This window comes from Sutcliffiella sp. FSL R7-0096 (assembly GCF_038595065.1).
Classification (GTDB): Bacteria; Bacillota; Bacilli; order Bacillales; family Bacillaceae_I; genus Sutcliffiella_A.
In genome coordinates, this window is the sequence record NZ_CP152003.1 from 665,598 (window position 1) to 678,951 (window position 13,354).

The following is a 13,354-nucleotide window of genomic DNA, read 5'->3' on the forward strand; positions in this document are numbered from 1 at the left end:
AAACCTTGTTGCTTTTTCGTTTAATACATCAACCGTAATATTCCTTACTGCCATGCTCTTTTTTCTGCTTTACTTAAAAATACTACTTGCAATCCTTTAGAGTGTGTAAGTAGTAAAAAGTTCAACTGGCGATGTTTTCTAGTAAATAGCAACGATTTTTGAGAAAAGAGCCAATAGGTAAGAAACAGTGACAGAGATGAAAAGGTCTCTGTTACTGTTTCCTTTTTACATAACGGTAACGGACAGGGCAAATGACTAAACATGATAGCATCGTGGTTTATCAGCTTAGGAGTGAATGAAATGAAAGCGTTTGAATTAATGAAAAAACTTAGTGGTAGAATGTTTTATCGTGTGTTTTTTACCTATTCGACGATCATCTTTATCACCATGTCGATTCTCTTTGTGTTTCTATCTGAATATTACTCTAATTTTATTATTCAAAGAGAATTGGATAGGCATGAAACGGTGATTAAGGAGATTCATTCCGAAGTAAAAGGGAAGCATCAATTTGTAAAACATGGCGTTCAACAACTATATTTAGACAAGCGATTGATAGAAGATTTAGCATTTGCCTTGCAGCATGACTATCAGGAATATATCGGGAACCGGTTAGATAAGTTCTCCTCGAGTGATTCGTTCGTTCCCTATAATTTTGATTTATATGTAAAAAACTATTTTTCAAGAGATCCAGAAGCAGTTGCCATCCAAATACAAAATGATACCATTGGTACGGAGTATGCATACTTATTTAACCATAGCAGATGGTATCAAAGCAGTTATTATAAAAACTTCGGAGAAGAAAGTCCTCCAGTACAAGAATATGAAGAAAGAGACTTGTATAGAGTCCAAGAGCGGATTAACGATCCTGTTTCGCTTGAGAGGCTTGGGAATGTATCCGTCTATTTCACGTATGATAACTTACAGCGGTTGCTATCCTTAAGGGAAGCAAAAGTAAATGGTTCCTTCCTCATAAGTGATATGGATAATAATGTTTATTTTTCCTATGGTGATATCAACGAAGGTATTTTGAAGGAATTGAATTATAGTACAGTTCAAAAGGAGTTAAAGCTGGATAAGCATTATTATATACACTCCTCTATCGAGCCGACTACACAATTGATGGTTACGGCCGTTATCCCTAAAGAGGAGTTGGCCCCATTACTCACATATAGGCTTACTATTTTTTTCCTCATATTAGCTTTAACAACTGTTGCCATTGGATTACCTTACTTGTCTTTGAGAGGTTATTCCAAGCGGATCGATGAGATGTTAAATAAAATGAAGGAAGTCCAGGAAGGCAACCTGGACGCAAGAATTAAAACCTCCAGTGGAGTCGATGATTTAAATATTATTTCCATCACCTTCAATGAGACCTTGGATGAACTCAATGACTATATCAATAAGGTTTACTTTTCAAGGTTAAAACAAAAAGAAGCGGAATTGGCCAATCTGCAAGCACAAATCAATCCTCACTTCTTATATAACACGCTAGAAGCCATCAGGATGAAATCGTTAGCGGAAGGTGGAAAAACGTCTGCTAAGATGATTGTTCAATTAGCTCAATTGTTCCGCTATTCCTTGAAAAGCGGAGAGCTTGTGACGGTTGATAATGAACTAAATCATGCGAAGCAATATATGGAATTGTATAAGATTCGATTTCAAAACCATTTGACTTCCAATTATATAGTAGACGAAAAACTTTTGAATTTTTACATCCCTCCATTCATTTTACAGCCTTTAATTGAAAATTTCTTGATACATGGGTTTAAAAGGGACTCAGAAAAAAATGAAATATCCATTAGGGTATCGGAGAAGAACCATAAGCTATTGATTGAAATTGAAGACAATGGAATGGGAATTGACCCTGAAAGGTTAGAAGAACTGAAACAAAGGCTGCAACTAATGGAAGGTCCATCCGATTCTATAGGTTTAGAGAATGTTCATCAAAGGATTCGCTTGAAGTATGGAGAACCATACGGTATTAACTTAGAAAGTACACCAGCCATAAGTACTATTGTAACGGTTGTTTTACCACTTATAAGTGAGGTGCTATTACATGATCAAAGTAATGCTGGTAGATGATGAACCACTAATACTTGAGGGATTGAAGTATATCATCGATTGGGAATCTGAAGGTTTTGAAATTGTTGAGACAGCCAAGAACGGCATGGAAGCGCTGGAAAAGGCGAAATCCATTGATTTTGATATACTGGTAACCGATATAAACATGCCCGAACTAACAGGGTTGGAATTAATAGAATCACTGATTAGGTTAGGTAAACAGTTCAAAGCAATCATTCTCTCTGGTTTTCAAGAGTTCGGCTATATTAAGAAGGGGTTGCAATTAGGAATCGAAAACTACTTGCTAAAGCCAATTAATGAGGCGGAGTTAATATCATCGCTTCAGCATGTAAAGGAAAAGATAAATGTATCTACCTTACAAGAGGCATCTAAATTAGTGTTAAGGGACCATTCCATCTGGAGGTGGGTGACCGGTAAAATGTCATTGGAAGATTTTATGGAAAGAATCTCTCTTTATCCAAGTTATTCACTTAATGGCCCTATATATTTGGGTATATTGAAATTGGAGCTGGAAGAGCAAGATGAGTCATTCCTTCAATCATTCCAATTAGAATTGGAACAGCACACGAATGCACTTGTAGTCCTTACACCGTCCAATGATGTACTTTTGTTATGGTCAAGTAATGGGTTGCATGAAGACTGGGAGAACGAAAAATATTGTTTCCGAGAATTTTTAAGGAAATGTAAACTTCCAGGTGAGTATGTTTTAGTTTTGAGTAATGAAATACAATCTTATTCTCAAGTGACCAATCAATACCGTGAACTTGAAATGAAATGTGAATTGAAATTGTTATTACCTGACAGTGACCATGGAATAGCGGAACAAATGTATCTTAACTGGACGAACGTAAAAAAACATAATAATAAATCTACGGAGTATTTAAATCAGGATTTATTAGAACAACTAGCCAATGAGCGATACGACTTGGTGAAAGTATCAATAAGGAATTTATTCAGTCAATTAGAACAAGATCGACAGGCTTTACTGATGAAAGGGATATTGCTGGAGTTCTTCTTTCATGTTAAAAATAAGTTTTTGATTCTCCTGGATTACACGCAATACGTAGAAGTGATTCATCAAATTTTATATATTAATACAAAAGAAGAAGCAGTGAAAATAGCAGAAAAGTGCATCGATATGATTGAAAAAGATTCAAATCCTGAGAATGAGAAATATAGTCCCATTATTCATACGGTATTAAACCATATCCTTAAAAATTATGCGGATGATATGTCCTTAAAAACATTGGGATATCAGTTTCATATCAATCCGATCTATTTAGGTCAGCTCTTTCAAAAAGAAGTAGGTACTTCTTTTACGAAGTACTTAAATAAGCTAAGGATCGACAGGGCAAAAAAACTGTTGCTCAATTCACATGACAAGGCTGGACATATCGGGAAAAAAGTAGGGTATATTGATGCAGCGTATTTTTACAAACAATTTAAGAAGTTTGAGGGGATTACTCCTTCTGAGTGGAAGAAGAAAAGACAAGCATGATGGTAGGATTCCAAACTGTAGACAAACTCGAAGTCCTGAGTTTGACTGCAGTTTTTTTAATGCAATTAAATTTCCAAAATGTTGAAGCGGCTACCTCCATCACTCAATGGGATATAAAAATTTGCAACATTTCATATATTGTATTTATTTTTACCAGTAAATCTAAGATATCTCAACTATTTTGTATGTAAGGGTTTTCATATAATTGAATTAAGGAGAAGTTGTCCAGGAAGGGGGAAGTATATGGGCCGCATCAAGCAATTTGGAAAAAATGTATATGAGAATAGGATATGGCTTCTCATGACACTGCCAGGGCTCATTTGGCTTATCGTATTAAAATATATTCCAATGTTTGGACAAGTTATGGCATTTAAAGATTTTAGATTTCACCGGGATGGGTTTCTAGCAAGTGTCATGCATAGTGAGTGGGTTGGGTTCGATAACTTTAAGTTTTTATTCAGTACGAATGATGCATATATCATTACTCGAAATACCGTGTTATACAATTTGGCCTTTATCGTAATAGGTTTGATACTAGCGGTAGCAGTTGCCATCATTTTGAGTGAGTTGACAAAGCAAAGGTTAGCGAAAGTCTATCAAACAGGAATGTTATTTCCGCACTTTTTGTCCTGGGTGGTTGTCAGTTATTTTGTATTCGCTTTCTTAAGTGTAGATAAAGGATTGTTTAATAGTATTTTAGGATATTTTGATATGGACGCTGTCTCGTGGTATAACGAACCTTCGTATTGGCCTTATTTTATCTTAGCCATCAGTCAATGGAAGGGAGTGGGGTTTAGTAGCATAGTCTACTTGGCAGCTATCGTAGGTATTGATAGAACTTATTATGAAGCGGCCATGATAGATGGGGCTAGTAAGTGGCAACAAATTTGGAATGTCACGATTCCGATGATCATGCCATTGATTATCATATTAACTATTTTAAATATAGGAAGTATTTTTAGTGCAGACTTCGGGCTATTCTACCAGATTCCGAGGGATTCAGGCCCTTTATATCCAGTCACGAATGTCATTGATACTTATGTATATCGAGGATTGATGTCGATGGGGGATATCGGGATGAGTACAGCGGCGGGATTATATCAAGCAACTGTCGGATTCATTCTGATTTTAGTCACCAATTATATTGTAAGAAAAATAGATGAAGAGAATGCCTTATTTTAATTTTATATGGAAGGAGAATGTAATGGTATGGAAACTCCTCCAAAGGTGACTGAAACTGCCATTGTAAAAACAGAGCGCCAAACAAAGAAGAAACATAAATACAATCCGCATGGGTTTTCAGGGAAAACAAGTGTACTCATGCATGTATTGCTTGGATCATTCGCCTTTTTTTGTATCTTTCCATTTCTTTATATCATTGTAATTTCATTATCAAGTACACAATCATTAGCTTTAAACGGTTACAGCATCATTCCGAGTGAATGGAGCATGGAAGCTTACCAATATTTATGGCAGATGAAATCACAAATCATTCAAGCTTATGGCGTGACAATTTTTGTAACAGTAGTAGGAACTTTTATTAGTGTTTCGATTATCGCTATGTACGCTTATGCCATTTCAAGAAAACAATTTAGATATAGGAAGCAATTTACGTTCATCGCTTTCTTTACCATGTTATTCAGTGGAGGCATGGTACCATTTTATATTGTCATGACACAGCTACTTGGTTTACGCAATTCTATTTGGGCACTCATATTGCCATTGGCTGTCAATGCCTTTTATATCATTATCATGAGAACATTCTTTCAACGTACAGTACCGGAAGCCATTCTAGAATCAGCTCGCATCGATGGTGCAGGGGAGCTGCGGATTTTCTTCACCATCGTCTTACCGCTGTCCATACCGGGAATTGCAACTATTGCTCTATTCAGCACATTGGCATATTGGAATGATTGGTTCAATGCATTACTGTTCATTGATAATCCCAACCTAGTTCCATTACAGTCACTACTGATGAGAATAGAAAACAATCTGGATTTCATTCGTCAAAATGCTATGTTGACGAATCAAAACAGTTCCATCCTGGCTTCGGTTCCACAAGACTCTGCAAGGATGGCTATGGTAGTTTTAGCTACTTTACCAATCGCTTTATCCTATCCTTTCTTTCAAAAGTATTTCATCAAAGGATTAACGATTGGCGGAGTGAAGGAGTAATGAAACGTCTGTAAAGGGAAGCCTTAACTAACCATTTAGGCTTACCTTTATTATAAAAATTAAACAAGAAATGGGGGAAGTAATGATGAAAAGATTAGGTTTATTAGCAATGGTCACCATGCTTATAGTTTCGGGACTCTTAGCATGCAGCAATGAAAAATCAAGCAATAATACGCAGGCAAATGAAAAAGCATCCACAGACGAACACGTGGAGTTATTATGGTATTTAATTGGTACACCACAGCAGGATCTAGATACCGTAATGGAAAAAGTTAATGAGTACACAAAAGAAAAAATTAACGCAACTATTGACCTGAGGCTTCTAGATTGGGGAGAATTCAACGACAGAATGCAAGTTATCACTACTTCAGGTGAGGCGTATGATATTGCCTTCACTAGTTCTTGGGCGAATAACTATGCTTTAAATGCAAGAAGGGGTGCTTTTTTAGAGCTTAATGATTTAATGGATCAATATGGAAAAGAAATGAAAGAATTGATTGATCCAGCATTTTTAGAAGGGGCAAAATTGGATGGAGAACTTTATGCAGTTCCTACCAACAAAGAAGTAGGGCAGCAAGCAGTCCTCTCCTTCAACAATGAATTAGTGGAAAAACATGGACTAGATATTTCTACTGTGAGCTCCCTTGCAGATCTTGAGCCACTATTAGCAGTTATCAAAGAAAAGGAACCAAATGTATCACCGATTGCAACATTTGATGCATTCTTACCTTTTGACTCCATCTTACAAGAAGAGATGCCATTTGCATTCCGTCTAGACGGGAATACAGACGAAGTGATTAATAAATATGAAGAAGAAATTACAATGAAAACGCTTAAAACCATGCATAGCTATTACAATAAAGGATTTATTCGACCAGATGCTGCTACAAGTACGGACTCTTGGCCACTGGAGACACCAAACTGGTTTGTCCGAAAAGAATTATATCAACCATATGCGGAATCCATTTGGTCTAGGTCTGCGGGTTATGAAATTGTTACGCGCCCACTGCAGGAGCCATATGTATTTAACGGCTCTGTAACAGGTTCGATGCAAGCTATTTCAGCTACTTCCAAAAATCCGGAAAGAGCGATGATGTTCTTAAACTTACTTAACTCTGACCCTTATTTAAGAAACCTTTTGGATAAAGGTATTGAAGGGATTCACTACGAAGAAAATGAAGACGGTAAGATTAAAGATTTACCTGCACGTGTGGAGAAATACAATATGCCAAGTTTCGCCATTGGTAACCAATTGATTTTAAAGTTATATGAAGATGATCCAGAAGATAAATGGGATGCATTCAAGGAATTCAATGAAAATTCCATTCCATCCCCTGTATTAGGCTTCTATTTCGACTCTAACCCGGTTAGATCTGAAATTGCCGCTATCTCTAATGTGTCCAGTGAATTTGCCCCTGCTTTATTAAAAGGTGCTGTTGATCCTGAGCAATATATACCGGCATTCAATGAGAAATTAAAGCAAGCAGGCATGGATAAAGTGTTAGAAGAAATCCAAAAACAGTATGATGAGTGGAAAGCAAATCAATAATAGAAGGTCCATTTAACAATTATGTAGAGGGTGCCAAAAGGTGTTTCCACCTTTTAGGTCACCCTCTACTTTTATGGAGGGAAGATAGGATGCACTATGGCGCTATAGAAGCAGGTGGTACCAAGTTTGTTTGCGCGGTGGGTGACAAGGGGGGAACCATTGTGGATCAAATCACGATTCCGACCCTGGCTCCAGAAGAAACCTTAAAAATGGTCGATGCCTTTTTTGATAAGTACGAATTAAGCTCTATAGGAATAGGGAGCTTTGGACCTATTGAGTTGAACGAAACAAATCCAAACTATGGAAAGATATTAAATACGCCAAAACTTTTATGGAAGAACTTTAACCTATATGAGGCATTTAAAGAGAAATATCGTATTCCGGTTTTCCTTGATACAGACGTGAATGCTGCTGCTTTAGGGGAGTATTATTGGGGGGCTGCACAGCTTACAGATAGCTGCCTGTATATAACGGTAGGAACAGGGATAGGGGCAGGATTTGTCAGGGACGGTGTTACATTGAAAGGGATGGCCCACCCTGAGATGGGCCACATACTTATCCCCCGCCATCCGAAAGACACGTTTGATGGGTGTTGCCCGTATCATAAAGATTGCTTAGAAGGGTTAGCTTCCGGAACCGCCCTTTCAGAAAGGTACGGGTTGAGTGGAAAGGAACTTGCAAGTGTAAAAGATGTTTGGGAAATGGAAGCCTATTACCTTGCCCAAGCTATTATTAACTACATCCTGATTCTAAGCCCTGAAAAAATAATTTTGGGTGGGGGAGTCATGAAGCAAGAGGTCCTTTTCCCATTAATTCGACAACAAGTATCCAAGCTGCTAAATCATTATATAGAAATTGATTCCTTAGAGAACTATATTGTTTCACCTCAACTTAATGATAACCAAGGAATCAAAGGGGCGCTTGCTCTTGCAGCAAGAAATATTTAAAGATACAAATCATTTGATTCCGAAGGCCTTGGAGGTATTTATGTATAACAACCAACCAATATTTTTGCAACCTGTATTTCAAGAAAGGGTGTGGGGAGGAATAAAGCTACACACAGAATTTGATTATCACCTCCCTACTGAAAGCATTGGAGAAGCATGGGTCATTTCTGCTCATCCCAATGGGCCAAGTATAATTGAAAACGGACCGCTTAAAGGGAAAACGTTAATGGATGCTTGGATGGGACATGGGGAGCTGTTTAATAGAAAGGAAGATAACAAAGAAGAATATCCACTACTTGTCAAACTATTGGATGCAGCTGATGACCTTTCTGTACAGGTCCACCCCAATGATGAATTTGCGCGAGATATCGAAGGGGTACCTTATGGAAAAACAGAATGCTGGTATGTATTAAGTGCCGAAGAAGGAGCGGAAATAGTTTTGGGGCATCGTGCCCCCACAAAAGAAAAACTTGCCCATATGATAGATAACGGTCAATGGGAAACATTGTTGCGCCGCGTAAAAGTAAAAGCAGGAGACTTTATATACGTTGCAAGTGGAACCATCCATGCGATTGGTAAAGGAATTCTTCTTTTAGAAACACAACAAAGCTCTGATGTTACATACCGTGTTTACGACTACGATCGCATGGATGCTTCAGGGGAGAAAAGGGCTCTCCATCTCGAAGAATCAAAGGAAGTAACAACTGTACCGGATAGTGGTGCCTCATTTTCCAATGAACAACACGAAGAAAACAGAAATGATGGTTTAATCGAAAAAAAGCTGGTCGAAGCTCCATATTTTACGGTATATCACTGGATGTTGGATGGTACAGTAAAGCGTAAAATGACACACGACTTTCTGCAGGTCAGCGTGGTGGAAGGTAGAGGAGAAATTACTATAGAAGGTGAGAAATTTCTATTTAAAAAAGGATCACATTTTATCATACCATTTGTGATAAAAGATTATACATTAAAAGGAGTGGCAGAGTTCATCGTGTCCCATGTATAAAGGAATAGAAACTATATACCCTTTGAAAGAAAAACTTGATTATCAAAGCTTACACTGGGATCTACAACAGCACTTTATGAGAGAAAAGTATTTTATGATATCCGAAAAAGCCGAGGATACAAGGGTATTCTCGGCTTTTCATAAAAACGGGGCGAGCAACCTCTCCCCAATCATTATTTCTCTTGCATGACAAGCTTGGCAACTTTAGCGGCCGTTCGTCTAGGTAAAAGCGGGCTCCTTGCTTAGCTTTGTTGCAAACGTGGGGAACACGAAAATGTTCTCGGCTCCGATCAGTTTGTTCGTAGTTCCAGGGAGCTGGACCTCTTCAAAGTTCAAATACTTATACTGTCTTATATTCAAAAAAAACACGCCAACCCCTGGAGGTTTGACGAGTTTCTTCAGATTATTCTTCTTCCATTCTGAGCGAGGGCAAAATGAATGCCGTGCTGCAGCGACTGGAAGAAATCGAAATGAGACAGATCAATGTCTGCTTTTGTAACTTCCAAGCTTAGCTGAGCGGAAATACCGACTAGAATGGTCTTTATTCCCAGCAGTTCTGCGGAACAACCCAGCTTTTCAATCATGCTTGCTGTATATGGTGTCAGATTGTCATCCATCCCGGTTAAATCAAGTACCAGATAGCTTGCTTTATGCTTTGGAAGACTATACAGGGTTTTTACAATCAGCTCGTCAGCCCGTTCTTCATCATATTTTCCTAGAAGGGAAACCACCACAATTCCTTCGAGTACAGGTATTACGGGAGATGATATTGTCTTGACCAGCTCTTTTAGTTCCTTTGTTTTTTCTTCCACTACTTTTTCCAGCATTTTTATCTGCTCCGCCTCTTTTTGACGGGCAAGCTGATGGATGTTTTGGGCAACATTCACTTCTTTTGGGAAATATTCGATGGTGGTATATTCATGGCCCTCTATCTGATGATGCAGGATATTGTACCAGATGTCCGTTTTGAATAGGCCAGTAAAAATCCCTGCATAATGCGCCGCAAGGAAATTGCCGCCGGTTTTCTTTCCTTGTGCCTGATGGATTTTATATTCCCAGTCATCCCTTAACTGGACTGTTAATGTGTAATTATCCACATCCAGGTTTTTTACATAAGCTCTTCCCCAGCCGGCAGATGCATAGGTATTGGTAATCAAGCCAGCTATTTTTTCAATACTGATATCTGTCATATTTTCAAAATACTTCCCAACTACCGCACCTTGCCGATAGCCTGTGGATTCCATTACAAGGCAGGTCGCTTCCTGGCCGGAAACCTCTTCAATTGTATCAAAGAAGGTTTTCATTGCCGATGAGATCCAAAATAGGACAGCATCCTCCCCTTCAAAGAGAAATTTCCCTTTTTCTACATCCCATTCAAAATGAAGACCTTCTATATCGATTTTTGGAAGTGTACTCATTTTCTTACCAAATCCTTTATATTTTTTTATTATTATAAACTAACTCGACAGGATTTTTAATTAATAGCCTATTAAAAGGAGATGGATATAATGGAAAGTCCCCCTTATTATGTAAAATATGGGAAATATCAGAACGTGAAAAGGGTCGAGGTTCCTGTCCCTCGACCCAAAAAACACTTGAATCCACCACAAATCCATGGTAAAGTCAAATAGATTGTATTGTAATGAAATTATTGAGAGTATAATCATCCCTATTATAATCATACAATACATTCCACCCCCGAGTCAACCCCCTATTTATCCATTTTCGAAAAAAAAGGAGTGTTTGCATGAGTACGGAATTTCAGTTGGAGCAAAGACGTGTGGACGATGTGATGGAGACCATTACAGAGGAAATCGGGAAGTTAGAGAAAGAGACTTCCAAACGTAAGGATGAAGTCATTCATATTCGTAAACACTTTTGGGAAGAGGTCAAGGTTAGCACGGATTCTTTTGATGATTATTTAGAGACGATTATCGGCCTGAGGCAGGAGGCGCAGGCGTTGTCTGTGAGTCAAAGCTCCCATAGGCATGCCTCCAAGCGGTTAACCACCTTGCGTAAGATGCAAGAGATTCCTTATTTCGGCCGAATCGATTTTATAGAGGACGGGACTTCAGAAGAGGAGCAGATCTATATCGGAATCTCCGCCCTAATGGATCAAAGTGGAGAGGACTTCCTTATTTATGATTGGCGAGCTCCGATCTCAAGCGTTTATTATGATTACCAGCCTGGTCGGGCGAAGTACACAACTCCGGGCGGCGAAATAGAAGGTGATTTGGAAAAGAAGTGGCAATACCTGATTCGAAATGGCGAGCTGGAATCCATGTTTGATACAAGTCTCACCATCGGGGATGAAATCTTACAAAAGGTGCTCGGCAAAGCAACGGCAGATAATTACATGCATAATATCGTCGCCACGATCCAGCAGGAGCAGAACAGGATTATCCGACATGACAGCGGAAGACTCCTGATTGTTCATGGTGCGGCAGGTAGTGGCAAGACGTCGGCTGCCCTTCAACGAATTGCCTATTTACTTTATAAATATAGAGATAACCTAGATGCCGACCAGATTATTTTATTTTCTCCCAACTCCATGTTCAAAAGCTATGTTTCCAATGTCTTGCCTGAACTTGGCGAGGAAAGCATGCAACAGGTTACCTTTCAAGAGTATCTCGACCACCGATTGTCCAAAGCTTTTCAAGTGGAAAATCCCTACGGGCAGTTGGAGTACGTGCTGACGGAAAGCCATACGCCGGCTTATAAAGCAAGGCTTGCGGGCATCAAGTTTAAGGCTTCACTTCGTTTTTATGAAGCAATCCAAGCCTATATAGAATCACTGACCTTGGAAGGAATGACCTTCAAGAATATCACCTTTAGAGGGAAAACCATTGTAGCGGCCCAGCAAATAGCGGACCGGTTTTACAAATATGATACTTCCCTTCGATTATCCAATAGACTCGAAAAGTTGAAGGATTGGCTGATGAAAGAGTTAAAAGACATCCAGAAGGCTGAAAGTGATCAGCCATGGGTTCAGGAGGAGATGGAACTCCTCAGTAACGAAGAATACCATGAAGCGCGAGCATTTTTAGCTAAAAAGAAAGGCTTTGAAAGGGAGGAGGTTGCGGACTATGAAGTTGATCCAAGGGCACTTGCGCGTTTACTTGTGCACAAGAAAATGAAGCCTTTGCGAAATCGTGTCCGCAGCTATCAATTTATCAGCTTTAAAGATCTCTATCAGCAGATTTTTGCAGACCCTAGGAAAATTAGTCAATGGTTGGGAGGGGATGCGCCTGAAGAGTGGAACGCAATCTGCCAGGGTACCATCGAATCGCTGCAGGAAGATAAACTGTGGTATGAAGATGCGACGCCATTTTTACTGTTAAAGGAATTGATCCTTGGTTTTCAAATAAACAGCTCGATCAAGCATATTGTCGTGGACGAAGCACAGGATTACTCCCCGTTTCAGTTTGAGTTCATGAAGCGGCTTTTCCCAGCTGCCAGAATGACCGTCCTTGGCGACTTTAACCAGGCAATCTTTGCCCATGCGAGTGAAGCGGTCAACTTTGATGTGCTTGAGGGCCTTTATGGACCGGAGAAGACAGAGATTATAAATATAACCAGGAGCTACCGTTCTACAAAGCCAATCATTGAGTTTACCAGGAGGCTTGTACCAAATGGAGATAAAATCATCCCGTTTGAACGAGACGGCGAGGAACCGGTGCTGACGGAAGTGAATGATTTTGAGAGCCTGCACGCTAATATTTCCTCACGAGTTGAGGAACTTAGAAACCGCGGCTATCAAAGCATTGCCATCATCTGCAAATCAAGTGAAGAGAGTGGTCGTGCTTTTGAAGCACTTTCCCCGGAGATTGATAATTTAAAGCTGTTGAAAATGAACTCCATGGAGTACGAACAAGGGGTAGTCGTCGTGCCGTCCTACTTGTCCAAAGGTATCGAGTTTGACGCGGTCATTATCTATAATGCTTCCGATGAAGTGTATGGGGATGAGAGTTTGAGAAGGGTGTTCTATACAGCATGTACGAGAGCGATGCACTACTTGGAGATTTGTAGTGTGGGGGAAAGTTGTGGGGATAGGTTCCTTGACCCGATTGTGCGTTAATGTAATAAAATGGAAA

At 39.3% G+C, this 13,354-nt stretch carries 10 protein-coding genes; 9 read left to right on the plus strand and 1 reads right to left on the minus strand.

Annotation, left to right across the window (positions count from 1 at the left end):
* Positions 1-300: 300 nt before the first annotated feature.
* The 8 genes from MKY77_RS03595 (at position 301) to MKY77_RS03630 (ending at position 9,450) form a co-directional block, all read left to right on the plus strand.
* Positions 301-2,082 carry a sensor histidine kinase gene (locus MKY77_RS03595; protein WP_339148916.1) on the plus strand — a complete coding sequence of 594 codons (1,782 nt, stop codon included), beginning with the start codon at positions 301-303 and terminating at the stop codon, positions 2,080-2,082.
* The gene (locus MKY77_RS03600; RefSeq protein WP_339148917.1) at positions 2,057-3,580 is read left to right on the plus strand and encodes a response regulator transcription factor; all 1,524 of its coding nucleotides are present in this window, start codon (positions 2,057-2,059) and stop codon (positions 3,578-3,580) included. Before MKY77_RS03595 ends, MKY77_RS03600 begins: the two co-directional genes overlap by 26 nt.
* A 243-nt stretch (positions 3,581-3,823) precedes the next feature.
* Positions 3,824-4,762, plus strand: coding sequence for a sugar ABC transporter permease (locus tag MKY77_RS03605; protein WP_339148918.1), 939 nt, complete (start codon positions 3,824-3,826; stop codon positions 4,760-4,762).
* Between the two features lie 138 nt (positions 4,763-4,900).
* Positions 4,901-5,755 (plus strand): carbohydrate ABC transporter permease, encoded by an 855-nt coding sequence (locus tag MKY77_RS03610; protein ID WP_339149945.1) that lies wholly within the window; start codon positions 4,901-4,903, stop codon positions 5,753-5,755.
* 82 nt (positions 5,756-5,837) lie between these two features.
* Positions 5,838-7,304, plus strand: coding sequence for an ABC transporter substrate-binding protein (locus MKY77_RS03615; protein WP_339148919.1), 1,467 nt, complete (start codon positions 5,838-5,840; stop codon positions 7,302-7,304).
* Positions 7,305-7,393: 89 nt separating this feature from the next.
* Positions 7,394-8,251 (plus strand): ROK family protein, encoded by an 858-nt coding sequence (locus MKY77_RS03620; protein WP_339148920.1) that lies wholly within the window; start codon positions 7,394-7,396, stop codon positions 8,249-8,251.
* Between the two features lie 40 nt (positions 8,252-8,291).
* Positions 8,292-9,260, plus strand: coding sequence for a mannose-6-phosphate isomerase, class I (manA, locus tag MKY77_RS03625; protein ID WP_339148921.1), 969 nt, complete (start codon positions 8,292-8,294; stop codon positions 9,258-9,260).
* A gap of 22 nt (positions 9,261-9,282) precedes the next feature.
* The gene (locus MKY77_RS03630) at positions 9,283-9,450 is read left to right on the plus strand and encodes a hypothetical protein (protein ID WP_342515648.1); all 168 of its coding nucleotides are present in this window, start codon (positions 9,283-9,285) and stop codon (positions 9,448-9,450) included.
* Positions 9,451-9,658: 208 nt separating this feature from the next.
* Here MKY77_RS03630 and MKY77_RS03635 read toward each other — a convergent pair whose 3' ends face one another.
* Entirely contained in the window at positions 9,659-10,678 is a 1,020-nt protein-coding gene (locus tag MKY77_RS03635) for an STAS domain-containing protein (RefSeq protein ID WP_339148922.1), read from the minus strand.
* Positions 10,679-11,007: 329 nt separating this feature from the next.
* Here MKY77_RS03635 and helD point away from each other — a divergent pair, with 329 nt between their 5' ends.
* A complete protein-coding gene (gene helD / locus MKY77_RS03640) occupies positions 11,008-13,338 on the plus strand; it encodes an RNA polymerase recycling motor HelD (RefSeq protein WP_339148924.1) in 2,331 nt (776 codons plus the stop codon).
* Positions 13,339-13,354: the final 16 nt, after the last annotated feature.

Bases quoted from the DNA above. Each gene is read 5' to 3' on its own strand.
- MKY77_RS03595 (WP_339148916.1), top strand. From the start codon at position 301: ATGAAAGCGTTTGAATTAATGAAAAAACTTAGTGGTAGAATGTTTTAT.
- MKY77_RS03600 (WP_339148917.1), top strand. From the start codon at position 2,057: ATGATCAAAGTAATGCTGGTAGATGATGAACCACTAATACTTGAGGGA.
- MKY77_RS03605 (WP_339148918.1), top strand. From the start codon at position 3,824: ATGGGCCGCATCAAGCAATTTGGAAAAAATGTATATGAGAATAGGATA.
- MKY77_RS03610 (WP_339149945.1), top strand. From the start codon at position 4,901: ATGCATGTATTGCTTGGATCATTCGCCTTTTTTTGTATCTTTCCATTT.
- MKY77_RS03615 (WP_339148919.1), top strand. From the start codon at position 5,838: ATGATGAAAAGATTAGGTTTATTAGCAATGGTCACCATGCTTATAGTT.
- MKY77_RS03620 (WP_339148920.1), top strand. From the start codon at position 7,394: ATGCACTATGGCGCTATAGAAGCAGGTGGTACCAAGTTTGTTTGCGCG.
- manA (WP_339148921.1), top strand. From the start codon at position 8,292: ATGTATAACAACCAACCAATATTTTTGCAACCTGTATTTCAAGAAAGG.
- MKY77_RS03635 (WP_339148922.1), bottom strand. From the start codon at position 10,678: ATGAGTACACTTCCAAAAATCGATATAGAAGGTCTTCATTTTGAATGG.
- helD (WP_339148924.1), top strand. From the start codon at position 11,008: ATGAGTACGGAATTTCAGTTGGAGCAAAGACGTGTGGACGATGTGATG.